General features: G+C 69.0%; 26 protein-coding genes and 3 tRNA genes. 7 read left to right on the plus strand and 22 right to left on the minus strand.

Going from position 1 to position 25,977, the window contains the following annotated elements; genetic code table 11:
- Positions 1 to 19 precede the first annotated feature (19 nt).
- From F0L68_RS06590 to rplJ, 11 genes are all read right to left on the minus strand, one after another.
- Positions 20 to 1,309: an MCE family protein gene (locus F0L68_RS06590; RefSeq protein WP_149848549.1), complete on the minus strand. Its 1,290-nt coding sequence runs from the start codon at positions 1,307 to 1,309 to the stop codon at positions 20 to 22.
- The gene (locus F0L68_RS06595; RefSeq protein ID WP_149848550.1) at positions 1,309 to 2,526 is read right to left on the minus strand and encodes an MCE family protein; all 1,218 of its coding nucleotides are present in this window, start codon (positions 2,524 to 2,526) and stop codon (positions 1,309 to 1,311) included. Before F0L68_RS06595 ends, F0L68_RS06590 begins: the two co-directional genes overlap by 1 nt.
- The gene (locus F0L68_RS06600; protein ID WP_149848551.1) at positions 2,526 to 3,731 is read right to left on the minus strand and encodes an MCE family protein; all 1,206 of its coding nucleotides are present in this window, start codon (positions 3,729 to 3,731) and stop codon (positions 2,526 to 2,528) included. The genes F0L68_RS06595 and F0L68_RS06600 overlap by 1 nt, the downstream gene beginning before the upstream one ends.
- 76 nt (positions 3,732 to 3,807) lie before the next feature.
- Positions 3,808 to 4,827, minus strand: a complete 1,020-nt coding sequence (locus F0L68_RS06605; RefSeq protein ID WP_149848552.1) for an MCE family protein — start codon at positions 4,825 to 4,827, stop codon at positions 3,808 to 3,810.
- A complete protein-coding gene (locus F0L68_RS06610; RefSeq protein WP_149848553.1) occupies positions 4,824 to 5,855 on the minus strand; it encodes an MCE family protein in 1,032 nt (343 codons plus the stop codon). Before F0L68_RS06610 ends, F0L68_RS06605 begins: the two co-directional genes overlap by 4 nt.
- Entirely contained in the window at positions 5,852 to 7,195 is a 1,344-nt protein-coding gene (locus F0L68_RS06615) for an MCE family protein (RefSeq protein WP_149848554.1), read from the minus strand. The genes F0L68_RS06610 and F0L68_RS06615 overlap by 4 nt, the downstream gene beginning before the upstream one ends.
- A 28-nt stretch (positions 7,196 to 7,223) precedes the next feature.
- Positions 7,224 to 8,063, minus strand: a complete 840-nt coding sequence (locus F0L68_RS06620; RefSeq protein ID WP_149848555.1) for an MlaE family ABC transporter permease — start codon at positions 8,061 to 8,063, stop codon at positions 7,224 to 7,226.
- 2 nt (positions 8,064 to 8,065) lie between these two features.
- Positions 8,066 to 8,854: an MlaE family ABC transporter permease gene (locus F0L68_RS06625; protein WP_149848556.1), complete on the minus strand. Its 789-nt coding sequence runs from the start codon at positions 8,852 to 8,854 to the stop codon at positions 8,066 to 8,068.
- The gene (locus F0L68_RS06630; RefSeq protein ID WP_149848557.1) at positions 8,851 to 10,125 is read right to left on the minus strand and encodes an ABC transporter ATP-binding protein; all 1,275 of its coding nucleotides are present in this window, start codon (positions 10,123 to 10,125) and stop codon (positions 8,851 to 8,853) included. Before F0L68_RS06630 ends, F0L68_RS06625 begins: the two co-directional genes overlap by 4 nt.
- A 211-nt stretch (positions 10,126 to 10,336) precedes the next feature.
- Positions 10,337 to 10,723, minus strand: coding sequence for a 50S ribosomal protein L7/L12 (gene rplL / locus F0L68_RS06635; RefSeq protein ID WP_149848558.1), 387 nt, complete (start codon positions 10,721 to 10,723; stop codon positions 10,337 to 10,339).
- Positions 10,724 to 10,787: 64 nt separating this feature from the next.
- Entirely contained in the window at positions 10,788 to 11,336 is a 549-nt protein-coding gene (gene rplJ / locus F0L68_RS06640; RefSeq protein WP_149848559.1) for a 50S ribosomal protein L10, read from the minus strand.
- Between the two features lie 286 nt (positions 11,337 to 11,622).
- On the opposite strand from rplJ, the gene F0L68_RS06645 reads away from it, so the two are divergent.
- Entirely contained in the window at positions 11,623 to 12,480 is an 858-nt protein-coding gene (locus F0L68_RS06645) for a hypothetical protein (protein ID WP_149848560.1), read from the plus strand.
- Between the two features lie 84 nt (positions 12,481 to 12,564).
- Here the strand turns inward: F0L68_RS06645 and rplA are convergent, their stop codons facing one another.
- From rplA to F0L68_RS06670, 5 genes are all read right to left on the minus strand, one after another.
- A complete protein-coding gene (gene rplA / locus F0L68_RS06650) occupies positions 12,565 to 13,281 on the minus strand; it encodes a 50S ribosomal protein L1 (protein WP_149848561.1) in 717 nt (238 codons plus the stop codon).
- 74 nt (positions 13,282 to 13,355) lie between these two features.
- Positions 13,356 to 13,790: a 50S ribosomal protein L11 gene (rplK, locus tag F0L68_RS06655; RefSeq protein WP_149848562.1), complete on the minus strand. Its 435-nt coding sequence runs from the start codon at positions 13,788 to 13,790 to the stop codon at positions 13,356 to 13,358.
- An 80-nt stretch (positions 13,791 to 13,870) separates the two neighbouring features.
- Positions 13,871 to 14,716 (minus strand): transcription termination/antitermination protein NusG, encoded by an 846-nt coding sequence (gene nusG / locus F0L68_RS06660; RefSeq protein ID WP_149848563.1) that lies wholly within the window; start codon positions 14,714 to 14,716, stop codon positions 13,871 to 13,873.
- A gap of 69 nt (positions 14,717 to 14,785) precedes the next feature.
- Positions 14,786 to 15,241, minus strand: a complete 456-nt coding sequence (gene secE / locus F0L68_RS06665) for a preprotein translocase subunit SecE (protein ID WP_149848564.1) — start codon at positions 15,239 to 15,241, stop codon at positions 14,786 to 14,788.
- A 29-nt stretch (positions 15,242 to 15,270) separates the two neighbouring features.
- Positions 15,271 to 15,343, minus strand: a tRNA-Trp gene (locus tag F0L68_RS06670).
- A 218-nt stretch (positions 15,344 to 15,561) separates the two neighbouring features.
- On the opposite strand from F0L68_RS06670, the gene F0L68_RS06675 reads away from it, so the two are divergent.
- The 4 genes from F0L68_RS06675 (at position 15,562) to F0L68_RS06690 (ending at position 19,073) form a co-directional block, all read left to right on the plus strand.
- Positions 15,562 to 16,803, plus strand: a complete 1,242-nt coding sequence (locus tag F0L68_RS06675) for a pyridoxal phosphate-dependent aminotransferase (RefSeq protein ID WP_149848565.1) — start codon at positions 15,562 to 15,564, stop codon at positions 16,801 to 16,803.
- A 186-nt stretch (positions 16,804 to 16,989) separates the two neighbouring features.
- Positions 16,990 to 17,301, plus strand: a complete 312-nt coding sequence (locus F0L68_RS06680) for a DUF4190 domain-containing protein (RefSeq protein ID WP_149848566.1) — start codon at positions 16,990 to 16,992, stop codon at positions 17,299 to 17,301.
- 227 nt (positions 17,302 to 17,528) lie between these two features.
- Entirely contained in the window at positions 17,529 to 18,155 is a 627-nt protein-coding gene (locus F0L68_RS06685; protein ID WP_306463144.1) for an MmpS family transport accessory protein, read from the plus strand.
- A 309-nt stretch (positions 18,156 to 18,464) separates the two neighbouring features.
- A complete protein-coding gene (locus tag F0L68_RS06690) occupies positions 18,465 to 19,073 on the plus strand; it encodes an MmpS family transport accessory protein (RefSeq protein ID WP_149848567.1) in 609 nt (202 codons plus the stop codon).
- Positions 19,074 to 19,168: 95 nt separating this feature from the next.
- Here the strand turns inward: F0L68_RS06690 and F0L68_RS06695 are convergent, their stop codons facing one another.
- From F0L68_RS06695 to F0L68_RS06720, 6 genes are all read right to left on the minus strand, one after another.
- A complete protein-coding gene (locus tag F0L68_RS06695) occupies positions 19,169 to 19,606 on the minus strand; it encodes a MaoC family dehydratase (protein WP_149848568.1) in 438 nt (145 codons plus the stop codon).
- Complete coding sequence (locus F0L68_RS06700) at positions 19,603 to 20,061, minus strand: MaoC family dehydratase N-terminal domain-containing protein (RefSeq protein WP_149848569.1); 459 nt, start codon at positions 20,059 to 20,061, stop codon at positions 19,603 to 19,605. The genes F0L68_RS06695 and F0L68_RS06700 overlap by 4 nt, the downstream gene beginning before the upstream one ends.
- A 98-nt stretch (positions 20,062 to 20,159) precedes the next feature.
- Positions 20,160 to 20,324: a 50S ribosomal protein L33 gene (gene rpmG, locus F0L68_RS42190; protein WP_188316424.1), complete on the minus strand. Its 165-nt coding sequence runs from the start codon at positions 20,322 to 20,324 to the stop codon at positions 20,160 to 20,162.
- A 212-nt stretch (positions 20,325 to 20,536) separates the two neighbouring features.
- Positions 20,537 to 20,609 (minus strand) — tRNA-Met (locus tag F0L68_RS06710).
- 54 nt (positions 20,610 to 20,663) lie between these two features.
- Positions 20,664 to 20,736: transfer RNA gene (locus F0L68_RS06715), tRNA-Thr, on the minus strand.
- Between the two features lie 82 nt (positions 20,737 to 20,818).
- Entirely contained in the window at positions 20,819 to 23,449 is a 2,631-nt protein-coding gene (locus tag F0L68_RS06720; RefSeq protein ID WP_149848571.1) for an EAL domain-containing protein, read from the minus strand.
- A gap of 440 nt (positions 23,450 to 23,889) precedes the next feature.
- Here F0L68_RS06720 and F0L68_RS06725 point away from each other — a divergent pair, with 440 nt between their 5' ends.
- Together F0L68_RS06725 and F0L68_RS06730 are read left to right on the plus strand one after the other, a co-directional pair.
- Positions 23,890 to 24,840 carry a GNAT family N-acetyltransferase gene (locus F0L68_RS06725; protein WP_149848572.1) on the plus strand — a complete coding sequence of 317 codons (951 nt, stop codon included), beginning with the start codon at positions 23,890 to 23,892 and terminating at the stop codon, positions 24,838 to 24,840.
- 87 nt (positions 24,841 to 24,927) lie between these two features.
- Positions 24,928 to 25,185: a hypothetical protein gene (locus F0L68_RS06730; RefSeq protein ID WP_149848573.1), complete on the plus strand. Its 258-nt coding sequence runs from the start codon at positions 24,928 to 24,930 to the stop codon at positions 25,183 to 25,185.
- Positions 25,186 to 25,977 lie beyond the last annotated feature (792 nt).

Below are 25,977 nucleotides of genomic sequence, written 5' to 3' on the forward strand. Positions count from 1 at the left end.
TCGCTGTGTCGCTGGTCGCCTAGCCGGGCAGGCCGAGCAGCTTGGCGAGGCTGTTGAGCCCTGAGCCGATGCCGGGCAGCCCGAGCACGCCGGGCAGCTGGCCCTGGTGGGTGGCCTCCTGGCTGGGCTGCGGCTCGGTCTGGTTGCCCTGCGGCGTGGTCGGTTGGCCGCCGTAGGGCGCGTTCTGCGCGCCGCGCACCGCGCTGGAACTGCCCCTGGCCAGCGCGCAGTACGCCTGGGTGTTCAGCGGGGCCGGGTCGGTCGCGTTGCGCTTGGTGCCGGCGTTGTCGGTGTAGGTGCCGTTCGCCGGCCGGATCGTGGTGCCCTCGTAGCCGACCGTGCAGGGCAGCGGGTCGAACACGTTGAGCGCGAGGCCGAAGTGCGCGGTGCCGTCGCCGGGCGCGACGGTGAAGCCGCCAGCCACCACCAGCGGGTAGGTCACGAAGATCTGCTCGAGCCCGTCCCGCCTTGTCGACAGGATGTTCGCGGTGGTCAGCAGGTTCGCGACGACCACGCCGAGGTTCGGGCCCGACTCCCGCAGGAAGCCGCTGACCTGCTCGGACACCTGGGGCGTCACGGCGATCAGCTTGCGCAGGTCGCCGTCGGAGTTCTTCAGCTGCTCGGCGAGCAGCCTGAGGTTGCCGCTGAACGACTTGATCGCGGCGGACTCGTCGGCCTGGGTGGTCAGCACGGTGCGGCCGTCGGCGAGCAGCTTCGTGGTCTGCGGCAGGTGCTCCGCCGCGGCCTTGGTGAAGCTGCGGGTGTTGTCCAGCAGCACCTGGAGGTTCGGGCCAGCGCCCTGGAAGGCCGTGTCCAGCTCGTCGACGACCGTGCGCAGCGAGTCGGTCGGCACCGAGGTGGCCAGGCTGTCCAGGTTCGTCAGGAGGCTGTCCACCGGCGGCGGCGTCTTCGTCACCGACTGCGGGATGACCGCGCCGGACGCCAGGAACGGGCCGCCCTCGTGCTTGGGCCGCAGGTCGACGTACTGCTCGCCGACCGCGGACCGGTCGGCCACCACGGCCTCGAGGTCGGCGGGGATCGGCGGCGCCGACGGGTCGATGTCGAGGTCGACCTCGACGCCGTCGGCGGTCAGCCGCAGCGGGCCGACCCGGCCGACCGTCACGCCCCGGTAGGTGACCTCGGCGTTGCTGAAGATCCCGCCGGAGTCGGCGAGGCGGACCTGCACCACGTAGCCGGTGGCGCCGAACACCCTGCCGAGCCCCACGTACCTTGCGCCGACGTAGCTGATGCCGACCAGCGCGATCAGCACGAACGCGCCGACCTGGAGCCGCATTCTGCGGGTGAACATCAGTGGCCACCTCCCAGCAGCGAGCCGAGCAGGCCGGCGAGCCCGCTGCCCTGCGTCGCCTGACCCGGCGGCGCGGTCTGCGTGCCGACGCCGGGCAGTTGCAGCGGCGGCAACGGCAGCGCAGGCGCGTTCGAGGAGTTGCCCGTGGTGGTGCCGCCGGTCAGCCCGGACAGGCCGGGGATGTTGGGCAGCGGGCTCTGCCGCGACAGCGACAGGTTGTCCAGGATGTGCCCGAGGTTCAGGTCGAGATCGAGGTAGAGGTTGGTGTAGTCGCCCTTGACGCCGTCGACCGTCGCGTCGGGGAACGGGTAGGTCAGCAGCAGCTGCAACGCGTTGGGCAGGTTCTTGCCGGCCTCGCCGAGCTTCTGCAACGTCGGCGTGAGCGCGCGCAGGTCGGCGACCAGGTCGGCCTTGCTCCTGTCGATGGTGTCGACGGCGACCCCGGACAGCGACTGGAGCGACTGGAGCATGCTGACCAGCTGGTCGCGCTGGTCGGTCAGCACCTTCAGGCCGGGCGCCAGGTTGTCCAGCACGTTGCCGACCTTGTCTCGCTGCGCGTTGAGGGTGCCGGCCAGCTTGTTCACGCCGTCCAGCGCGCGGGTGATGTCGCCCCGGTGCGCGTCCAGGTCGGAGACCAAGGTGTTGACGTTGCCCAGCAGCGAACGCAGCTGCGGCTCGTTGCCCTCGGCCGCCGAGTTCAGCTCCCTGGTGATGTTCTGGAGCTGCGCGATGCCGCCGCCGTTGAGCAGCAGCGACAGCGCGCCGAAGACCTCTTCCACCTCGGGGTTGCGGTTGGTCCGGTCCACCGGGATGGTCGCGCCGTCGGCGAGCCTGCCCTGCGCCGGCGTCGACTGGTCCGGCTTGGCCAGCTCGACGTACTTCTCGCCGAGCAGACTGGACTGGCGCAGCCTGGCCACCGCGTTGGCCGGCAGCGACACGTCGCCGTTGACCGCGACGGTCACCTCGGCCGTCCAGCCGTCCTTGGCCACGTCGATCTGCTCGACCTTGCCGACCGGGACGTCGTTGACCTTCACGCCGGCCTGCGGCACCAGGTCGAGCACGTCCTTGAAGTCGACCTTGACGCGGTACGGCCGGGAGCCGAGGTCCGCGCCGCCGGGCAGCGGCATGTTGTAGACGCCGTCGAAGCCGCCAGCGCCGCAGCCCGCCAGCGTCAGGCCCGCCAGCAGCGTCACCAGAACAGGGATTCCCTTGCGCATCAGTGGCCTCCCTGCACCGCGCCGGGCGAGCCGAACAGCGTGCCAACCACCGGGAGCGGCAGCGGCGGCAGCTTGCCCTGGCTGAACGCGCTGATCGTCTGGGCCGGGGTCGGCAGCGGCAGCAGGCCCTGCACCACCGGCTCCAGCTGCTTGCAGACGTCCGACAGCACCGGCGGCAGGGCCGGCGGCGTCGCCTGCTGGATCAGCTTGCACACCAACGTGATCGGCGGCTGGTTGAGCTCGTTGATGTCGGCGCGGGCGTCCAGCGTCCCCGAGGACGCGTTGTAGGCGTTCTGGAGGTTGCCGACGGCGAGCGGCGCGACGTCGAGCACCTCGGCGAGCGCGGCCCGCTGGTCCACCAGGATCTTGGTGATGCCGGCCAGTTTGTCCACATTGGACTTGATGACGTCGCGGTTGTCGCGGATGAACGCCTGCACCTGGCCGAGCGCGCCGGCCAGCTCGGTCAGCGCCGAGCCGAGGTCCTGCCGCTCGCCCGCCAGGAAGCCGGCCACGTCGGTCAGCTGCGAGTTGAGGTCGCGCACCTGCCCATCGTTGGCGGCCAGCATGCTGGTGAACTTCTGGAGGCTGTCCACCGTGGCGAACAGGTCCTCCTTGGAGCCGGACAGCGTCCTGGTCGCGTCGCCGAGCTGCTTGATCGTGTCGTTGAGGGCCTTGCCGTTGCCCTGGAGGTTCGCGGCGGCGGTGTTGAGCAGGTTCGACAGCGCACCGTTGGCGTTCGCGCCGTTCGGCCCGAGCGCGGTGGTCAGCTTGTCGATGCTGGAGTACAGCTCGTCCAGCTCGACCGGGGTCGCGGTGCGCTCCCTCGGGATGACCGCGCCGCCCGCCAGCGTGGCCCCGCCGGTGTAGACGGGCGTGAACTGCACGTACCGGTCGCTGACCACGCTCGGCGAGACCACCACGGCCTGCGCGTCCGCCGGCAGTTTCACCCCGCGGTCGACCGACATGGTGACCTTCACCTGCTGGCCCTGCGGCACGACCTCGTCGATGGTGCCGACCTTCACCCCGAGCACCCGCACGTCCGAGCCCTGGTAGAGGCCGACGGCCGCGCCGAAGTAGGCCGTGACCTTGTTGCTGGTGCCGCCGGAGAACATCCACCAGAACCCGGCGGCCGCGAGCAACACCAACACACAGGCGATCGCCACCGCCCGCCCAAGATCCTTGCCCGCCTTGGTGGTTGCACTCATCGACGTCCTCGCTTCGCTGCGGGCGCCGATGAGACACAAAGCGCGCTGTGCTTGATGACTCGCTCGCTACGCTCGCTCATCGCGGACCCCTCTGCACCCCAGGTGGCAGGCAGCCTTCCTGGTTGAACCCGAACACGCCGAGGTTCACCGAGGGCGGCAGCAGCCCGCAGATGTAGTTGTCGAACCAGCGCCCGTTGCCGAGCGTGTTGGCGAACACGCGGTAGAACGGCGCCATCAGCTGGAGGCCCTTGGACAGGTTGTCCTGGTTGCGCTGCAACACGTCGGTGACCTTGCCGAGCTGCTCCAGCGCCGGCTTGAGCTGTTGGTTGTTGTCCGTCACCAGGCCGGCCAGCTCGGTGGACAGGTTGCGGGTGCCGGTGAGCAGCGCGCTGATCGCGTCCTTGCGCTTGCGCACCTCACCGAGCAGCAGGTTCCCGTCGGACAACAGCTTCTCGAACTGGTCGTTGCGATCGGCCAGCGTGGTGGAGATCTGCCTGGTGTTCGCGAGGAGCGTGGCCAGCTGCTGGTCCCGCGAGGAGATCGTCCTCGACAGCGAGGACAGCCCGTCCAGCGCGCCCTTCACGCTCGTCGGCGAGTTCTTGAACGTGTCGGTGAGCACCTGAAAACTGTCCGCGAGCTGCTTGGTGTCCACCTGGCCGACGGTGGTCGCCAGCCCGTTGAACGCCTCGGTCACGTCGTACGGCGCGATCGTGCGGTCCCTCGGGATGGCCTGCGACGGGTTCATCGCCTGTGCGCCCTGGGGATCCAGCGCGAGGTACTTCTGGCCGAGCAGCGTCTTGATCCGGATCATCGCGGTCGTCCGGTCGCCGACCCAGGCGTCCTTGACCTTGAAGCTCACCTGCACGTGGTCGCCGGCCAGCTCGACCTTCGTCACCTTGCCGACCTTCACCCCGGCGACGCGGACCTCGTTGCTCGGCACCAGACCGGCCGCCTCGCTGAAGTCCGCCGTGTAGGTGGTGCCGCCGCCGATGATCGGCAGGTCGTCGGAGTAGAACGCGGCCAGCGTCGCCAACACGATCACCGTCAGCCCGACCACGCCGATGACGATGGGGTTGCGCTCGCGGAACGGCTTCATCGGTGGCACCTCGGTTGGGTCGCCGGCAGCACCGTCAGCCTGATCGGGTTGTTGATGATCGGTGGCACGGCGATCTGACCGCTCCCCTCGCACAGGAAGAAGTTGAACCAGGAGCCGTAGGTCGCCGTCCTGGTGATCGACTCCAGCTTGTGCGGCAGGTGCGCGATCACCGACTCGACGACGTCCGAGCTGTCCGCCAGGTTCTTCGACAGCACGCCGAGCGAGGCGATGTCGTCCTTGAGCGGCTGGCGGGCCTGGTCGAGCAGCCCGGCGGTCGTGGTCGTCAGGCCGCCGAGCGCGCTGATCGCGTCGCCGATTGGCTGGCGGTCCTGGGCCAGCCCCGTCACGAGCTGCTGGAGCGTGGTGACGAGGTTGGACAGCTCGTCACCACGCGAGTTCACGTTGTCCAGCACCGAGTTCAGGTTCGTGATGACCTCGCCGATCACCTGGTCCTTGCCGGCCAGCGTGGTCGTCAGCGACGCCGTGTGCGCGAGCAGGCTGTCGATCGTGCCGCCCTCGCCCTGCAACACCTGGATGATCTCGTAGGACAGCTTGTTCACGTCGTTGGGCGAGAGCGCCTGGAACAACGGCTTGAATCCGTTGAACAGCACGGTCAGGTCCAGCGCGGGTTTGGTGCGCTCCAACGGGATCAGCCCGCCGGCCGGCAGCACGCTGCCCGGCGTGCCGACCCCCTGCTCCAGCGCGACGTAGCGCTGGCCGACCAGGTTGCGGTACTTGATCGTCGCCGTCACCGACGCCGGCAGCTTGCGGTCGCCGGTCACCGAGAACCGCACCTCGGCCTGGCGGCGGTCGACGACGCTGATGCCATCCACCTGCCCGACCCGGACGCCGGCGATGCGCACGTCGTCGCCCTGGTTCAGCGCCGTCACGTCGGTGAACCTCGCGACGTAGCCGGTCGAGTCGCCGAGACCCGTGTTGGCGATGGTCACCGCGAGCACCGTCGTGGCCAGCACCGTGACCACCAGGAAGACGCCCAGCTTGACCAGCGGGGCGACCAGGCTCCTCACTTGAAACTCACCTCAGCTCCCCGGAACAGCGGGCCGACCAGCAGGCTGCCCCAGCCGGGCACGTCCTTGGGCTCGACGCCCATCGACGGCGCCAGCATCGCGGCGAGGAAGTCCCGCTCCTGCACCGAGTTCGGTAGGCCGAGGCCCGTGCTCGCCGAGGACGGCGCGGTGGCCATTCCTGCGGGCGGCAGCACGCCGTCGTTCGCGGACCTGGCAGCGGGCGGCGCCTTCGAGCCGTCCTTCACCGGGCCCTCCGGCGGGTACTGCGGGAACGGGGTCGGCCTCGGCGTGATGTCGTAGCAGCGCGGGCCGCGCTTGTCGCCGTACACCGGCTCGTCCTGGTTCGGCTTGTAGTTGCCCCGGTTGTTGGTGATCTCCATGGTGATGTGCAGGCCGGGCTTGTCGGTGCCCTTGCCGAACGCCTTCTCGATGATCGGCGCGAAGCTGGCGAGGCCCTGGAGGAAACACGGGTACTCGGGCGCGTACTTGGCCAGCAGGTCCAGCGTCGGCCTGCTGGCCGCGGCCACCTGGATCAGGTTGTTCTCGTTGGCGCGCAGGAAACCCGTCAGGTCGCCCGACGCGGTGGTCAGGCTCGCGTAGAGAGTCTCCAGGTTCGCCTTCTGGTCGACGATCGTGCGGCTGGTCACCGTCAGGTCCGACAGCGCCTGCACCAGGTCCGGCGCGGCCTGGCTGTAGGTGTCGGCCACCTGCGCCAGCTTGACCAGGTCGGCGTCGAGGTTGGGCAGCTGCGGGTTGAGCTGGCCGAGGTACTGGTCGAGCTGCACGAGCGTCTGGCCGAGCGGCTTTCCCCTGCCGGACAACGCCTGCGACAGCGCGGTGAGCGTGGTGGACAGCTTCTCCGGCTGCACCGCCTGCAACACCGGCATCAGGTCGCCGAGCACCTTCTCCACCTCGATGGCGCTGCCCGACCGGTCCTGGCTGATCACGTCGCCCGCGGCAAGATGCCTCGGCGCGGGGTTCTGCGGCAGCACCAGGTTCACGTACCGCTCGCCGAACAGCGTCTTGGGCAGCAGCCGCGCCGAGACGTTGTCCGGGATCAGGCCGACCTTGTCCGGCTGGAGGTCCAGCTCGAGCTCGGCCCCATCGCCAACGGTGTGGATCTGCTGCACCGACCCGACGATCAGCCCGCGCACCTTGACGTCGGAGGCGGTCTGGAGCTGGTTGCCGATGTGGTCGGTGCGCAGCAACACGCGCACCGACGGCGTGAACGCGTTCTGGTACAACGCGATCGTCAGTGCAAGGAAGGACGCGATCACGGCGACGTACACGACACCGAGCATCCTGGTGCGCGCCTTCGACAGCGTGTCCCTGCCGCTCATGTCACCGCCTCGGTCCGTGGTTGCAGGGTCATCCGGCGATCCGCACCGTCGTCGTGGTGCCCCAGATCGCCAGGCTCAGGAAGAAGTCCAGCAGGCTCGTCGTGACGATCGCGGTCCGCACCGCGCGGCCGACCGCGACACCGACGCCGGCCGGGCCGCCGCTGGCGCGGTAGCCGTAGTAGCAGTGCACCAGGATGATCACCACGGCGAAGACCAGCACCTTGGCGAACGACCAGAGCACGTCTATCGGGGGTAGGAACAGGTTGAAGTAGTGGTCGTAGGTGCCGGCCGACTGCCCGTACACCTCGACCGTGATCGTTCTCGCCGCAAGATAGGAGGTGAGCAGCCCGACCACGTACAGCGGGATGATCGCGATGAAACCCGCGATGATCCTGGTGGTCACCAGGAACGGCAGGCTCGGCACGCCCATCACCTCGAGCGCGTCGATCTCCTCGGAGATCCGCATCGCGCCGAGCTGGGCGGTGAAGCCGGAGCCGACCGTCGCGGACAGCGCGAGGCCGGCCACCAGCGGGGCGATCTCGCGGGTGTTGAAGTACGCCGAGACGAACCCCGCGAACGCCGAGGTGCCGATCTGGTTCAGCGCCGTGAAGCCCTGCAACCCGACCACCGTGCCGGTGAAGATCGACATGCCGACCATCACGCCGATGGTGCCGCCGATGACGGCCAACGCGCCGCTGCCGAAGGCGACCTCGGTCAGCAGCCGCAGCGTCTCCCGCAGGTAGCGGCGCAGGGACCTCGGCACCCACGCCAACGCCCTGATGTAGAAGGACAACTGGTCCCCGAAGGTGTCCAGCGTCTCCAACGGCTTGTTCGCGACCTTCCGCACCCGGTCGCCGGCGATACTCACGGCTAACTCCCCTTCGCCGGAATGACCTGGAGGTAGATCGCGCTCAACACGGTGTTCACGAAGAACAGCAGCAGGAACGTGATGACCACGGCCTGGTTGACCGCGTCGCCGACGCCCTTCGGGCCGCCGGACGGGTTCAGTCCCCGGTAGGCGGCCACGATGCCGGCGATGAACCCGAAGATCAGGGCCTTGATCTCGCTGATCCACAGGTCGGGCAGCTGGGCAAGCGCGGAGAAGCTGGCCAGGTACGCGCCGGGCGTGCCGTCCTGCAGGATCACGTTGAAGAAGTAGCCGCCCATCACGCCGACCACGCTGACCATGCCGTTGAGCAGCACGCTGATCAGCATCGCGGCCAGCACCCTCGGCACCACGAGGCGCTGGATCGGCGAGACGCCGAGCACCTCCATGGCGTCGATCTCCTCGCGGATCGTGCGCGAGCCGAGGTCGGCGCAGATCGCCGAGCCGCCAGCCCCGGCGATCAGCAACGCGGTCACGATCGGGCTGGCCTGCTGGATGATCGCCAGCACGCTGGCCGCGCCGGTGAACGACTGCGCGCCGATCTGCCTGGTCAGCGAGCCGAGCTGGAGGGCGATCACCGCGCCGAACGGGATGGACACCAGCGCCGTCGGCAGGATCGTCACGCTGACGATGAACCAGCTCTGCTGGATGAACTCGCGGAGCTGGAACGGCCGCTTGATCGTGGACCTGGTGACGTCGAGGCCGAGCGCGAACAGCCTGCCGGTCTCGCGCAGCGCGCCGGCACCGGGGAACGACGAGGTCGGGCTGCTCATGCGCCGCCTCCCCTGCCGAGCCAGCGACGCCGGTGCCGGCTGCCCGCCGAGGGCGGTTCGGGCTGCTCCGCCTGCTCGGGCTCGCCGAGCTGGCCGGCCTGCGGCTGCCACTCCGAGTCGGGCAGCCGGACGACCTCCTGCTGGGGCACCGGCCTCGGCCGTGGCGACGGCTGCGGCGGCACCACGGAAATCGGCCCGGTCACCGGCTCCTGAACCAGCGTGCCGGTCACGGCCGTAGCGCCCTGGCCGCCGACCCCGGCTCCGGCGAACACGCCGTAGCGGACCTGCTCGTCCCGGGTGAGGCTCTCGATGATGCCCCGCTGCGCCTGCGGCGGCAGCGTGTGCAGGATGCGCATGACGCGGTCCTTGCGGCGGCGCACGCCCATCCGCTCCGGCAGGCCGGGGGTCGGTTCCAGCTGCGGCACGATGCCCCGGATGTCCTCGTCCGGCGAGCCGTCCGAGTGCCCCGCGTCGCGGTGCGCGATCTCGGCGGCCATCGTGGCCTCGTCCTTCTCCTCGCTCATCCCGATCGGGCCGATCCTGCGGCCGTTGAGGAACTGCTCGACCACCGGTTCCTCCGAGGTCAGCAGCACCTCCCTCGGGCCGAACATGACCAGCTCGCGGCGGAACAGCATGCCGAGGTTGTCCGGCACCGTCCTGGCCACGGTGATGTTGTGCGTGACGATCAGGATGGTCGCGTCGATCTGCGCGTTCAGGTCGATCAGCAGCTGGCTGAGGTAGGCGGTGCGGACCGGGTCGAGGCCGGAGTCCGGCTCGTCGCACAGGATGATCTCGGGGTCCAGCACCAGCGCCCTGGCCAGGCCAGCGCGCTTGCGCATGCCGCCCGAGATCTCGCCTGGCAGCTTCCGCTCGGCCCCGACGAGGCCGACCATCTCCATCTTCTCCAACACGATGCGGCGGATCTCCGCCTCGCTGCGGCGGGTGTGCTCGCGCAGCGGGAACGCCACGTTGTCGAAGAGGTTCATCGAGCCGAACAGCGCGCCGTCCTGGAACAGCACCCCGAACAGCTTGCGGATCTCGTAGAGCTTGTGCTCCGAGCAGCGGACCAGGTCGGTGCCGTTGATGACGATCCGGCCGCGCTCGGGTTTGAGCAGGCCGACCAGCGTCTTCAGGAACACCGACTTGCCCGTGCCCGACGGCCCGAGCATCACGCTCACCTCGCCGGGCGGCAACGTGAGCGAGACGTCCTTCCAGATGGACTGCCGGCCAAAGGACTTACTCAGATCCTCGACGACCACCTCGACGCCCATCGCACCTCCAGGGGGCAGCTCCGCTCGCGCAACGTCAACAACGCCGGCGCGACCGGCGTCACACAGGTGCAACGAGCGTGCTGCGTATGGGTTACTCGCGGGTTCGGAAGATTCCGTCCCGACGAAAAAAGCGGGGCGGCCACCCGTGTGGGTGACCGCCCCGCTTTGGCGCGAGAGGCGCGGTGCGACGTCCTAGGGACGCCGCGCTAGATCACTTGAGGGTGATCTTGGCGCCGGCAGCCTCGAGCTTCTCCTTGGCGGCGTCGGCCGCGTCCTTGGCGACGTTCTCCAGGACCGGCTTCGGGGCGCCCTCGACGAGCTCCTTGGCCTCCTTCAGGCCCAGGCCGGAGACGATCTCGCGAACGACCTTGATGACCTGGATCTTCTTCTCACCAGCGGACTCGAGGACGACGGTGAACTCGTCCTTCTCCTCGGCCTCGGCGGCAACCGGGCCGGCGGGGCCGGCGGCGGCGACGGCGACCGGAGCAGCCGCGGTGACCTCGAACTTCTCCTCGAACTGCTTCACGAACTCGGAGAGCTCGAGAAGGGTCATCTCCGAGAAGACGTCGAGCAGCTCGTCGGTGCTGAGCTTCGCCATGGTGGCGTTCCTTTCTGGCTACAACGCCCGGCCGAAGGTCGGGCGCGGAGTGCGTGGGGGTTGGTCAGCTCTCGGCGGAGTCGGCAGCAGGCGCCTGCGCGGCCTGCTTCTTCTCCTGTAGGGCAGCAGCCAGGCGAGCGACCTGGGAGGCCGGCGCGGCGAACAGGCCGGCAGCCTTGGCCAGGTTGCCCTTCATCGCGCCCGCCAGCTTGGCGAGCAGCACCTCACGAGAGTCGAGGTCAGCAATCTTGTTGACTTCGTCGATCGTGAGCGGGCGGCCATCCATGTAGCCGCCCTTGATGACCAGGGCCTTGTTGTCCTTCGCGAAGTCACGCAGGGCCTTCGCCGCGTCCACCGGCTCGCCTTCAACGAAGGCGATGGCGGTCGGGCCGACGAGCAGGTCATCGAGACCCTGTAGACCGGCTTCCTGCGCGGCACGCTTGACCAGCGTGTTCTTCGAGACGGTGTACGTGGTGCCCGCGCCGAGAGCGCGACGCAGCGTGGTGAGCTGCGACATGGAGAGGCCGCGGTATTCAGTGACGACAGCGGCCGAGCTACCGCGGAACTTCTCCGCGATCTCGGCGACGGCCTCCACCTTGACTGGCTTCGCCATGGTCGCCTCCTCTCTGGGCTGGTACGGGAGCTGATCGACCGAAGGCCCAGAAAACGACGAACGCCCCGGCGCAGTCGGCGCGGGGCGTAGAGATCAGGTGCTCGACGGCACACTGGCTTCTGCCTCGTCCTCCTGCGCGGGCCGCCCGCTGAGCGGGACCTTCGTTCTCCTGCCCGGTTGCCAGGGCACGAGAAAACCAGCGGTCTTTGGTGGAACTGGGGTCAAGAGTACGGGACACCGCCCGGCGGACCAAATCGCGGCACGCCAGGCACGGCATGATGGTGACGTGGCCGACACCGAACAGCCGAGGGAACCCGCGATCGACGCGGAACAGTTCCGGCAGTTCCAGCAGTACCAGGAGTTCCTGCGCTTCCAGGAGGCCCAGCGCCAACTCGGTGCTGCGCCTCAGGGCGGCGCACCGCAACAAGGTGGCGCGCCGCACCAGGACGTCGTCCCCTACAACCCGCCGACACCGCAGACACCGCAGGCCCAACCGGGCCAGTGGCCGCCCGCGGTGCCCCCCGGCCAGTGGCCGCCAACCCCGCCGCCACCGCCGAAGCGGGAGGGGCCGCCGCTGTGGCTGCGGATCCTGAAGCTCAAGCTGGTCCGCAGGCTGATCACGCTGATTATCGTGCTGCTCCTGGCGAACTGGGCCTACCAGCACTACTTCGGCACCGACGACAACGGCGGCGTCGCGCACGACAGCGGCGGCCAGTCACAGACCCCGCTCACTCCCGGCACGCCGAAGGGCACCGTCGAGTACCTGTTCCAGCACATCTCCATGGCCGACACCACCTACGCCTGCCTGCTGTTCCAGGACGACACGGCCAGGAACGCGTTCGCTAAGGACGTCGGTGAAAAGGACTGCGCCGCAGCGGTTCTGGCGCTCAAACGCACGTCGGTCGGCGATGTCACGCACTACGCCCATCCCGATTTTCCGGACGAGTACCTCAAGTTCCCCGCGACGGGGTCGGTGCAGATCAGCACCTGCCGCCTGATCTTCGCGCCCGACGCGCTCAAGCCTGGCTTCACCCCGCTGGGGAGGTTCACGGTCTCGTCGCTGCCGAACAAGAACTGGATCATCACCGGCTACCAGCACGAGGACTGTGCCGCCACCAGCAGCACCAGCCCGACCAGCCGCTAGCCGCCGAACGACAGCCGCCGAACGAACAGTGGGGCGGCATCCCGATCGGGATGCCGCCCCACTGGTGCGTCAGTCAGACGAGAATCAGGCGCTCTCGTCGGCGCTGAGCAGGTTGCGCGTGCGGTTCGGGTCGACCGGGATGCCGGGGCCCATGGTGGTGCTGACGGTGACCTTCTTCAGGTACCGACCCTTGGCGGCGGACGGCTTGGCGCGCAGGATCTCGTCCAGCGCGGCCGCGTAGTTCTCCACCAGCTTGGCGGTGTCGAACGACGCCTTGCCGATCACCAGGTGCAGGTTGGCCTGCTTGTCCACCCGGAAGTTGATCTTGCCGCCCTTGATCTCGTTGACGGCCTTGGTGACGTCCGGGGTCACCGTGCCGGTCTTCGGGTTCGGCATCAGGCCACGCGGGCCGAGGATGCGGGCGATGCGACCGACCTTGGCCATCTGGTCCGGGGTGGCGATGGCGGCGTCGAAGTCGAGCCACCCACCCTGGATGCGGGCGATCAGGTCTTCCGAGCCAACGGCGTCCGCGCCGGCGGCCTCGGCCTCGGCGGCCTTGTCGCCGGTGGCGAAGACGATGACGCGGGCGGTCTTGCCGGTACCGTGCGGCAGGTTCACGGTGCCGCGGACCATCTGGTCGGCCTTGCGGGGGTCGACACCAAGGCGGATCGCGACCTCGACGGTGGCGTCCTGCTTGATCTTGGAGGTCTCCTTGGCGAGCTGGGCGGCCTCCAGCGGCGAGTACAGCCGCTCCCGGTCCACCAGCTCGGCGGCCTGACGGTAGGCCTTGCTGCGCTTCATGCTTCTGTCCTTAATTCGTGGATCAGTAGTGGTGCGAGCCAGCGCGTGGCTCTCCCACAGGTGATGCGGCCTGGTCAGCCTTCGACGGTGATGCCCATGGAGCGGGCGGTGCCAGCGATGATCTTCGCGGCCTGGTCGAGGTCGTTGGCGTTCATGTCGACCATCTTCGTCGTCGCGATCTCGCGCACCTGGTCCATGGTCACCTTGGCGACCTTGGTCCGGTTCGGCTCGCCGCTGCCCTTTTCGACGCCGGCGGCCTTGAGCAGCAGCCGAGCGGCGGGCGGGGTCTTCAGCTTGAAGTCGAACGACCGGTCCTCGTACACGGAGATCTCGACCGGCACGACGTCACCGCGCTGCGACTCGGTCGCGGCGTTGTACGCCTTGCAGAACTCCATGATGTTGACGCCGTGCTGACCCAGCGCGGGGCCGACCGGCGGAGCCGGGTTGGCCGCGCCGGCCTTGATCTGCAGCTTGATGATCGCTGCGAGCTTCTTCTTCTTGGGTGGCATCTCGTGCTTCCTGTTTTTGCAGTGTCCGCGCAGCGGCCCTGCCCGCCGCAGCGTGGCTGCCGGCTCCCCGAGGGAACCGGTCAGATCTTGGAGACCTGGCTGAACGACAGCTCGACCGGGGTCTCCCGGCCGAAGATCGACACCAGGACCTTCAGCTTCTGGCCGTCCGCGTTGACCTCGCTGATCGTCGCGGGCAGCGTGGCGAACGGGCCGTCCATGACGGTGACCGACTCGCCGACCTCGAAGTCGACCTCGACGGTCGGCTTCGACGCGGTCTGCGCGGGCTTTCCAGCGGCGGGCTTCTCCTGCTCGACCTGAGGCAGCAGGAACTTGAGCACCTCGTCGATGGTCAGCGGCGACGGCTTCGAGGTCGCGCCGACGAAGCCGGTGACACCCGGGGTGTTGCGCACCGCGCTCCACGAGGCGTCGTTCAGCTCCATGCGGACCAGGATGTAGCCCGGCAGCACCTTGCGCTGGACCAGCTTGCGCTGGCCGTTCTTGATCTCGGTCACTTCCTCGGTCGGCACCTCGACCTGGAAGATGAAGTCCTCCATGTCGAGGGTCTGGATGCGCGTCTCGAGGTTGGTCTTGACCTTGTTCTCGTAGCCGGCGTAGGAGTGCACGACGTACCAGTCGCCGGGCGCGTAGCGAAGGGCCTCGCGCATCTCGGCTGCCGGGTCGGCGGGCGCCTCGGTGATGTCGGGAAGCTCGGCCTCAGCCTCAACAGCCTCGACTTCTTCGACAGCCTCGCTGTCCTCGGCGTCGGTCTCCTCGACCTCGGCGTCATCCGCCTCGGCGTCGTCCTGCTCCGAATCCTGCGGCTGCGTGGCCTCCGGCTCGTGCTCCTCGACCGCCTCGACGTGCTCGGTGTCGCCGTCCGAAGCGGCGAGCACCTCGTCCTCGTGGCTGCCGTCCTGGGAGGTCACTGTTGGTCTCGCATCCTCTCGTGCATCACTTGCCTAGCTCCGTGCATGAGCGGAGCTGGACAGCTCGGCTCAGCCGAACACCTTGAACACGGCCCAGTGGAAGCCGGCATCCAGCCCCGCCACCAGTGCGACCATGAAGGCCACGAAGACCAGCACGACCGTCGTGTAGGTGACGAGCTGCTTGCGCGTCGGCCAGATGACCTTGCGCAGCTCCGAAACCACCTCACGAAGGAAGCGGAACAACCGCGCGAACACCGAGACGCGCTTCTCGTCCCGGTCCCGAGCCTTGGTCGGCCGGCCCTTCTTGCCGTCATCAGCAGACGACTCCGCCTTGGCCGCCTTGGCCTTGGCGCGCCCACTGTCCGAAGACGGGGCGGTCGCCGACTCCGCTGTCCGGTCGCCGGATTCCTTCCGGCCTACCGGACGAGCGGAGGCGCGACGTTCGCGCCGTGCTGCGGCGGTGACCGGACGAGCCGCGCTCTCGCGCTCCCCCGCCTGATCCTGCTCGCGATCCTCGTCGCTCACGCGATCCTCCGCTCACCGTCTACTCGACGCAGGGGTGACAGGACTTGAACCTGCAACCTGCGGTTTTGGAGACCGCTGCTCTGCCAATTGAGCTACACCCCTTTGGCGTTGTCACCAGCGCACAACACCGAGATGGACGCCTTTCACCCTCCCCGCGGAGTCCGTGGGGCAGGTAGCCAGACGTTCCAAGTTCAGAAGTGTACGGCACCAGCACCCCCACACTCCAACCGGGCAGGTGGGGCCGCGTTTTCGGCCCCGTTCTCGCCGCGTCGGCACCATGCCGGCGGGGCGGCGAACGTGGTGTCTGCCACGATGAGGCCATGGCCACCCCCGGCAGCGACACAGCGACCACCCAGCCAGCCCGCACCAGGGTGTCCAAGCGGATCGGCGGCATCGCCGAGTCCGCCACCCTCGCGGTCGACGCCAAGGCCAAGGCCCTCAAGGCCGCCGGCCGCCCGGTGATCGGCTTCGGCGCCGGCGAGCCGGACTTCCCGACGCCGCCGGCGATCGTGGCGGCCGCGAAGGCGGCGTGCGAGGTCCCGCGCAACCACCGGTACACGCCGGCCGCCGGCCTGCCCGAGCTGCGCGCGGCGATCGCCGCGAAGACGCTGCGCGACTCCGGCTACCGGGTCGAGGCGAGCCAGGTGCTCGTCACCAACGGCGGCAAGCAGGCCGTCTACCAGGCGTTCGCCACGATCGTGGATCCCGGCGACGAGGTGTTGCTGCCCGCGCCGTTCTGGACCACCTACCCGGAGGCGATCACGCTGGCCGGCGGCGTGCCAGTGCAGGTGACGGCCGACGAGTCCACCGACTACCTGGTGACCGTCGAGCAGCTGGAGGCGGCCCGCACCCCGCGCACGAAGGTGCTGCTGTTCTGCTCGCCGTCCAACCCGACCGGCTCGGTGTACCCGCCGGAGCAGGTCGAGGCGATCGGCCGCTGGGCCGTGGCCAACGGCATCTGGGTGATCACCGACGAGATCTACGAGCACCTGGTCTACGACGACGCGCGGCACGTGTCGATGCCCGTCGTCGTGCCGGAGCTCGCGGACACCTGCATCGTGCTCAACGGCGTCGCCAAGACCTACGCGATGACGGGCTGGCGGGTCGGCTGGCTGATCGGGCCCGCCGACGTGGTCAAGGCCGCCAGCAACCTCCAGTCGCACCTCAGCTCGAACGTCAACAACGTGGCGCAGGAGGCGGCGCTGGCCGCGGTGTCGGGGTCCCTCGACGCCGTCGCCGACATGCGCGCCGCGTTCGACCGCAGGCGGCGGACCATGGTCGAGCTGCTGTCGGCGATCCCCGGCGTGCACTGCCCGGTGCCCAAGGGCGCGTTCTACGCCTACCCCTCGGTGAAGGACCTGATCGGCAAGGAGATCCGCGGCCAACGCCCGAGCAGCTCCGTCGAGCTGGCCGCGCTGATCCTCGAGCACGCCGAGGTCGCCGTGGTGCCCGGCGAGGCGTTCGGCACGCCCGGATACCTGCGGCTGTCCTATGCCCTTGGCGACGAGGACCTGGCGACCGGCGTGAACCGGATGGGCGATCTGCTGCGCGAGGCACGCTGACCCGATCGCGGTCACGGCGAAAATTCCGACCTTTGTATCGGAATTGCACAACTGAATGCGACGATATGGTGAACTCCGCTGCGGGGTGACGGCGCGACCGGGTAAGAGATAGCACTGCCAAACGTCGTTTCGGCATGACATCTGCCCGGCTCGTTCCGCCGGATACCCCCGAAAGCGAGACCCGCCATGTCCCAGCCCTACCCCGTGCAGCCCGGCGGATACCCCGCGCCCGCGCAGCCACAGAACGGTCTCGGCACCTCCGGCTTCGTGCTCGGCCTGCTCGGCGCCATCTTCAGCTGGATCCCCATCATCGGCGTCATCGCCTGGCCGCTGTCGATCGTCGGCGCGGTGCTGTCCGCCGTCGGCCTCTCCAAGGCGAACAAGGGGCAGGCCAACAACAAGGGGCTCGCGATCGCCGGCCTGGTGCTGTCGATCGTCGGGCTCGTGGTGTGCATCCTCTGGGTCGCCGCCTTCAGCGCCCCGGTGGCGACGCTCTGACCCGGCACACCGAGACCCGTTAAGCATCATTGTCACCGAAGGGTCGCCGACCGCATACGCTGCCGGCGGCCCTTCGTCTTATATCAACCATTATGGTCGGTCCGCAAACATAGCGGCGACAATCGAAAGACCGCGGCCCCAGATATCAATTCGGCACCATCGGTAACCAACGCGATGCACGCGCCGATAGCGTCCACGGCGCCTCGAATACCGAGGGGCCGAACACCATGAGGGGGCAACACAGCATGACCGCGCCTTACCAACCCGCCGCGCCGCAGCAACCCGCGCCGAGCCAGCCGAGGAACGGGCTGGGCACCGCCGGTTTCGTCACGGGTCTGATCGGACTGGTCTTCAGCCCGATCCCCATCGTCGGCATGATCGCGTGGCCGCTGGTGATCGTCGGCCTGGTGCTGTCGGCGCTCGGCGTCAGCCGCGCGGTCAAGGGCGAGGCGACCAACAAGGGGCTGTCCATCGCCGGCCTCGTGGTGTCGGTCGTCGGCCTGGTGATCTGCATCCTGTGGGTGGTCGCGTTCGGCAAGGCCGCCGACGACCTAAACAAGGCGGCCAACTCGGAGGCCACCGTGGTCTACGAGGTCACCGGGGACGCCAAGGACGCCTCGATCACCTACTCCAGCTTCGACAACGGCGCCGCCTCGACGAACCAGGAGCAGGCGGCGACGCTCCCGTGGAAGAAGGAGCTCAAGACCAAGGGGATCCTCAAGGGCGGCTCGGTGACGGCGCTGGCCGGCCCGGACGGCGGCACGGTGTCCTGCAAGGTCACCATCGACGGCGTGGAGAAGAAGACCGCGACGGCCACCGGCCCGGCCGCGATGGCCAGCTGCACCGGATTCTGAGCACCGGAACTACCCCACTGAACTTCAGTGCAGGAATAGTGCACTAAATATCAGCACACCGAACGGCCAAGGCCGGGTTGCCCGCGATATTCGGGCAACCCGGCCTTTTCGTCGCGCACCCGACAGAACAAGGCGAACCGGACCTGATCACAGCGTGAAACATTGTCCGCAAGATCAGGCCGACGGAACCAAAGAATACTTCCCACGTCAGCGCCAATACGCGGCCCCCGATTTCCGTTAATGCGCGGACTCCGCTAACGTGCCACGCCTCGCCAATAGCGGAGAATCCAACACAGAGGGGCACAATCCATGACCGCGCCATACCCGCCGAGCGCTCACCAGGAATTAGCGCCGAGCCAGCCGAAGAACGGGCTCGGCACCGCCGGTTTCGTGACGGGTCTGATCGGCCTGGTCTTCAGCCCGATCCCCGTCATCGGCCTGGTCGCGTGGCCCCTGGTGATCGTCGGCCTGGTGCTGTCCATCCTCGGCGTCAGCCGGGCGGCCAAGGGTCGGGCGACCAACAAGGGGCTCTCCATCACCGGCGTCGTGCTCTCCGCCGTCGGCCTGGTGGTCTGCGTCGTGTGGGTGCTGGTGATCAACAAGGCCGTCGACGACGTCCAGAACGCGGACAACGCGGAGTCCACCCTGGTCTACGAGGTCGGCGGCAACGCAAAGGGCGCCACGGTCAACTACTCGACGCTGGACCAGGGCAACACCTCGAGCAACGAGGAGCAGCCCGCCGCCCTTCCCTGGAAGAAGGAACTGAAGATCAAGGGAATCGTCAAGGGCGGCACGGTTTCCGTGACGGCCGGCGAGGCCGGCGGGACGGTCACCTGCAAGGTCACCATCGACGGCCAGGTGAAGAAGACCGCGACGGCCACCGGCCCATTCGCGACGGCCAGCTGCGAAGGTTTCTGACCCGGCGCACAACAACGGTCAACCGAAACACAGTCCACCGGCAACAAACGCCGGGTCGCCACAATTCTCGCTGGCGACCCGGCGTCGGTGTGCGATCAGCGAAGCCGAACCAGGGCAATGGCCTTGCCGAGGACGGTCCTGCCCTCGAACTTCGCGGTGATGTTGATCCGCACGATGCCGTCGTCCCGCTTCTCCGCGACCTGACCGGTCAGCTCGACCGACGCGCCGTTCTCATCGTCGGGCACCACCACGGGACGGGTGAACCGCACGCCGTACTCCACGATCGCGCCCGCGTCGCCAGCCCAGTCCGACACCAGCCTGCCGCCGAGCGCCATGGTGAGCATCCCGTGCGCGATCACGTTCGGCAGGCCCACCTCGCGGGCGAACCGCTCGTTCCAGTGGATGGGGTTGAAGTCCAGCGAAGCGCCCGCGTAGCGAACCAGGTCGGCCCTGCTGACCTGCACCCGCAGCGGGGGCAGCTCGTCGCCGACGGCGACCTCGGCGGCCTTCGGCGTGATCGTCGGCGTGCTCATGCCTGTGCCTCCTCGGGGCCCCGCGACACCAGCAGCGCCCGCGTGGTGGTGACGGGCTCGCCGTCCTCGGTGCTCAGCTCCGCCCGCACGGTCAACATGTCGTTGCCCGCCCTGGTCTGCACGTCGTCCACGTGCGCGACCGCCACGAGCCGGTCGCCCGCCCTGATCGGGCGGTGGTGCACGAAAGCCTGGTCGCCGTGCACGACCCTGCTGTAGTCGAGCCCGAGGTCGGGGTCGTTGATGATGACGTCGTTGGCCTTCATCGAGATGAGCACCGCGAACGTCGGGGGCGCGATCACGTCGGGATACCCGGCGGCGCGGGCCGCCTCGGTGTCCCGGTGCACCGCGCCGGTCTCGCCGATCGCGTCGGCGAACTCGCGGATCTTCTCCCTGCTCACCTCGTACACCGGTGAGGGCGGATACGAACGTCCGATGAACGACTGGTCCAGTGCCACCGAAGCAGGTTACCCGCCCAGCACAGCCAGCCAGAACGCGCCGAAGCCGCCCCGGTGATCCGGGGCGGCTTCGGCGTGAACCTGGTGGACCGCTGAGGTCAGCGGGTCTCCTTGTGCGTACGGTGCGTGCCGCAGTTCGGGCAGAACTTCTTCATCTCCAGGCGATCCGGGTCGTTACGCCGGTTCTTCTTGGTGATGTAGTTGCGGTGCTTGCACTCCTCGCACGCCATCGTGATCTTGGGTCGCACGTCGGTTGCAGCCACGGCACAGCCTCTCTCTGAAACGCCCCCCGAGGGGGAATCCTGGCCCCGGACGAACCAAACGGACCACAGCGGAGTGGAAGTCCGAGAGGGCAAGCCCCCTCGGTCGGGGTCCGGGGCAGAGCCCCGGCTGGGGGTCTGGGGGGCTTGGCCCCCCAGTGTAATGCGGAGTGAACCCGTTCGCGCTCTCCGCGAACACAGCTCACCCATGAACGTAGCGGTGGCCGGACTTGAACCGGCGACACAGCGATTATGAGCCGCTTGCTCTACCGACTGAGCTACACCGCTCCACATGACTCAGCCGCGATGCCCACTTGGGAGAGCACCACGGCTGTGTCATCGAGCCCCCTTACGGAATCGAACCGTAGACCTTCTCCTTACCATGGAGACGCTCTGCCGACTGAGCTAAGGGGGCGTGCTCTTTCTTGTTCAGGCGTGGACGACTCTACACGGACGACCCGCCGGGAGTGAAATCGGGTCGGCGGCAAAACCCGTGTTCAGTGCACCAACGTGAGCACCGTCTCATCCCGACATCCCCTGACCTGCACGGTTCGCGCCCGCAGCCACGCCTCGAAGCGGTCCTCGGACAGCGGCCGGGAGATCAGGTAGCCCTGCGCGACGTCGCAGCCCATCCCGACCAGCTGGTCCCGCGCCGCGTCGTCCTCGACGCCTTCGGCCACGACCGTCAGCCCGAGCGAGTGGCCCAGCTCGACGATCGACCGCACCACGGCCATGTCGCCGAGGTCCGTGCCCATGCCGAGCACGAAACTCTTGTCGATCTTCACCTCGTCCACCGGCAGCTGACGCAGGTAGGCCAGCGACGAGTAGCCGGTGCCGAAGTCGTCGACGGCGAGCACCACACCGAGCGCGTGCAGCCTGCGCAGCACCGGCAGGTCCCGCTCGGGGTCGGACATCACGCCGGACTCGGTGAGTTCGAGGGTGAGCAGGCTCGGCGGGACGTCGTGCCGTTCCAGCGCCGCGGCGACCCTGGTCGGGAAGTCCTCGTCGGCGAGGTTGCGCACCGAGAGGTTCACCGACACCGACAGCCGCAGGCCGCGGTCCAGCCACTGGCGCACCCTGATCAGGGCACGCTCCATGACGAAGCCGGTCAGCACGTCCACCAGTCCGGTCGCCTCGACGGCCGGCACGAACTCGTCGGGGTCGAGCCTGCCGAACTCGGGATGCCGCCAGCGCACCAGCGCCTCTGCGCCGATCACCTGCCGGCTGGGCAGCGCAATCTTGGGTTGGTAGTGCACCGAGACCTGGCCGGTCTCCAGCGCCTGCCGGAACTGGGTGACCAGCTGGAACCGGCGCAGGAAGATCTGCCCCATGCTCGGCACGTAGCACTTGACGGGGTCGCCGGTGCTCGTCGCCCGCACCGCGACGTCGGCGCGCTGCAACAGCGCGTCCGCGTCCGGCTCGTCCTCGTCGGTGGCCTCGACGGTCGCCGAGACGTACCCGACGACGGCGCTCGCCTCCACCGTGAGCCGGTCGACCGGGTAGGACGCGGACAGCCCGTCCCGCAGCCGCACCGCGGTCTCGTGCGCCTGCTCCGGCAGGCAGTCCACGAGCAGGGCGGCGAACGAGCCGCCCTCCAGCCGCGCCAACGGCACGTCCTGGCCGAGCGCGTCGCGGAGCCTGCGGCCGGCCGCGACGACCATCCGGTCGCCCCAGGCCTGCCCGAGCGCGTCACTGACCGTGGACAACACGTCGAGGTCGATGCGCAGCACCACGGACTCGGGGTGCAGCCGCAGCGGCTCGACGGCGGCCTCGCGGAAGCCGGGCCGGTTGAGCAGGCCGGTCAGCGGGTCGTGGTAGGCGTCGTGGCGCAGCCGCGCGAGCAGCCGACGGTTGTCCACGGCAGTGGCCAGGTGGCTGGCCAACGTGCGCAGCAGCTGGATGTCGGCCTTGCCGAAACCGCGCCACCGGCTCAGCCGGTCGTGCGCCTCCACTGCGCCGAGCAGCTGGGTGGCTCCGCGCAGCGGCACCACCAGCGCCTCGTCCACCTCGCGCCGGTACAGCGCGTCGCGCACGTCCTCGGTGGCGTCGGCGGCGCGGAAGTACCGCACGTGGCTGCCGGGCAGCTGCAACATCGGGTCCTCGCGCACGGCCTTCGCGTCGGCCTGGCGCATCTCCTCTGGCAGCGGAGTGCCGGCGACCAGCGTGCGCATCGCGGACTGCGGGTCGGTGCGCAGCCGGAGCACCACGCGGTCGGCGTTGAGCTGTTCCCTGATCCGCTCGGCGATGACCTGCCACTCGTTGCTGTCCACGGCGGCGGTCAGGTCGTCCGTGCCTCGGGCCGGGCGCCCGGCGGCCTGCTGGCCGGAGCGAGCCACCCGCAGGCTCACGTCGCTGAGCGCCTCGAGATCGCGCTGCTCGCGGAGCATGCCGGAGTACGCCACGTACAAAGCGGCCAGGCCGGCGTAGACGAGCGTCACCAGCGCCCAGCCCCACGGCGTGTTGGTGGCGACCTCGTAGCTGACCAGGCCGACCGAGGTGTTCAGCAGCGCGACGACGAGCGTGCGCAGCACCAGGCGGACCGCGTTGCCCATCCGGACGGACCTGCCGAGCAGGTGCAGCGCGACGAGGCCGAGCACGATGGCCAGCAGCGGCACGGCCAGCGTGCCGAGGAACGCGCCTGCCCACGGCGGCCCGTACGAGCCGATCTGGTCCTTGACGACCTTGGCCACCGCGAAGGCGACGGAGATCTCCAGGAACATCAGGCCCGCGTTGTAGATGGCGCGGTCGAGGATGCGGCGGCCGAGCAGGGTGCCGACGCCCGCGACCACGTGCGCGGCGAGCACCACCTCGAACGGCGCGGTGAGCAGGCCGAGCACGAGGGGGATCTCGGTGAAGGAGATCGTCCACGCGACGCCGCTGCGCACGTCGATGTTGATGGAGAGCTGCTCGGCGAGCAGGAAGCCGACGATCAGCAGCGGGCCGGCCCAGAACAGCTTGCCTTCGGCCCTGGTCTGCGGCAGCCACGCGGCGACCAGGAAGGCGGCGATGATGCCGACGGCCAGGAGGCTCACCGCGAAGACGGTGAAGACGCGGTCGGTCGGCTGCGCCGATTTCGGGTTGGGTAACGGCTCCACCGTGTCCGGCTCGATCACGCGGCGGTCGGTCATCCACCCTCCTCGTCGGCCTGCGCCGCCCCTGGCCGTGCTCCGCCGGCCGGCGCGCGCTGATGCCCGATCCCCCTCGACTGCGGCAACCGGGCGAACCCGGCTGCCGCCAGGGACCCGCATCGGTTGACCCAGTTGTCGGAAGTCGAACTGTCGGCGTGACTGTCGTTCGCGTGACCGAGGAGTCCGGGAATGCTCCCGGTGCCCCTGCGGTGGCTCAATGTACCTCGGTTGGAGGATGAAAAGGCAGGTCGTCGAGGCAGGAACCACGTTGCGTGACAAGCATTTACCCGCAGTACGGCAGATGGCTGGCCGGGCGGGCAACCCGGTGACCCCCGCTCGCGCCAGCTCCTCCCAGGAGCCACCGTCGGTGCGCCCGCAGGACGTCACCCGCCACGGAGTTCGCGTTTACCGCGAAATGGATACAAGTTTGGATGCCAGACATGAAGCCAAACTTGGTCCACGCGGAGCACACCGCGCGACTCGCCTCGATCGATCCACTGCTGCCGAAGCCCGCCCAACTGGCGGCCGCCGAGGGACAGGTGCTGCTCACCGCGACGGCAGGCGAGTCGACTGCGGTCGGGCTCGCCAAGTACGTGGAGCACGCCCCGGACTCGGAGACCGCGACCTGGGTTCCGCTGCGCAACCACCTGTTGACCGTGCGGGTCGCCGGACCGGACCAGGCGAGCGCCCTCGACGCGCTGCTGGACCGCTGGGCGGAGCACCTCGCCGACCGGGTCGAGGTCGGCGACCAGGAGACCGCTCTCACGGTGAACTGGCCGAGCCGGGACATCGAGGCGGTGCCCGCGCTGATCCGGCACGGCCTCGCCCCGCTGATGACGATCGCCGCGCGCCCGGCCGGTCGGCCGACCCTGGCCCCGTGGGCCACCGGCCTGCTGGTCCGCCGGGCCGGGCCGGACGACCTCGACGTCGCCGTGGCGCTGAACATGCTGGACGTGACCTATGACGCGCAGTTCGGCATGGTCACCGAGCGCGCCGGTTCGTCGGCCAGGCTGCACGACTCGATCGCCGAGGTCCTCGCGCGACCCGAGCCGTGCGCGTGGCTGGCCGAACGGGACGGGCGGGCCGTCGGCCTGCTCTATGTCGACCTGCCGGCACACGCGGACTGGATCGCCCACCTGGTCGCCGGCGGTCCCGTCGGCTACCTCGGCTGCCTTGCGGTGGTGCCGGACGCCCGAGGTGGCGGGGTCGGCACGGCGTTGACGGCCGAGGCGCACCGGGCGCTCGACGAGGCCGGGGTCGCCGTGACGCTGCTGCACCACGCCGTGCCCAACCCCAGGTCGACGCCGTTCTGGTACTCGCACGGCTACCGTCCACTGTGGACAACGTGGCTGCGTCGACCCGCCGTCAGGGCGTCAACAGGCAACGGTTAACGACAAACGGGAAAAACCATTTGTACTTCCTACTGGACATCCGCCTCTTAGTGTGTTGTGGGACACAACCGGACAGGGGGGTCCGAGATGACCGCGAGCATGGAAGCGGAACTGACCTTTAGAGCGCGCGCGATGCTCAGGGCGGTGGCGGCCGGGCGGGGAGAGCTCTCCGGCGGCTCCGAGCCCGATCTCTACGTGGACGGACTGTCCTGTAGCGATCAGGTGGCGGCGCACGAACTCGCCCACGCGGGACTGCTCCGACCGGCCCAGCCGGCGAGCCTGAGCGAGCGGGTTCGAGCGGAACTGACCGAAGCGGGGGCAGCCGCGCTGGACACGGCGCGCTGAAGAACACCCAGATCATCGAACATACGTTCGACATGGGTTATGCTTCACTCGAGGCCGGCACGCTGGGGAGAGGAAGCCCCAGCGCGCCGGCTTCACCACTGCACCCCGCCGCCTTCACCAGGCCCCGGCGCACGGCGCACGCCCCGCGCCCGCGAACCGCGACCTCGCCCCACACTCCGCAAGTCGCGCCCCGCGAGCCGCGAGCCCTCGACCTCGCGCCAGCTATCCACAACCCACCCAGTTACCCACAGCCCGCCCCACACCACCCGCCCGCACGGCCGCCGGTGACAACGCTGGCCAAGGGCACGTCCCCCAGGGTGGGTGGGGGATTTCCACAGGTGGGCGACCCACATTTCGCGCCCCGCGCACCTCACCCCGCGCCAGCGTCTTCACCGGTTGACGGTGCACGCCTCGCGCCCAGCGCACCGCTTTTTCACTTCGTGGCGGTGCGGGGTGTGCGAGTTCGCCGTCGGCCCCTGGAGGCGCAGGAGGGTCGACGGAGCGAAGCGGAGTCGNNCCCAATAAACACAGGTAGCTCAGAAACCGGGCAGCGAGCGAAGCGAGTCGCCGGCCAGAGCGTCGTCCTCACCTGACACACGGCCGGAGCGTCTCGCCCATCAAGCGGCCAGAGCGCCGTACCCGTCAAACGGCCAGAGCGTCGTACCCGACAGACGGCCGGAGCGAAGCGAGCCATCTGGTCCCGTCCGCCCGGCAAACGGCCCAAGTGTGGCCCCAAAACTCCCCCAAAACACACAGTGGTCACCGTCAGCCCGCGCCTGTAACTTAAGGGTG

Source organism: Solihabitans fulvus (assembly GCF_008386585.1).
Taxonomy (GTDB): Bacteria; Actinomycetota; Actinomycetes; order Mycobacteriales; family Pseudonocardiaceae; genus Solihabitans; species Solihabitans fulvus.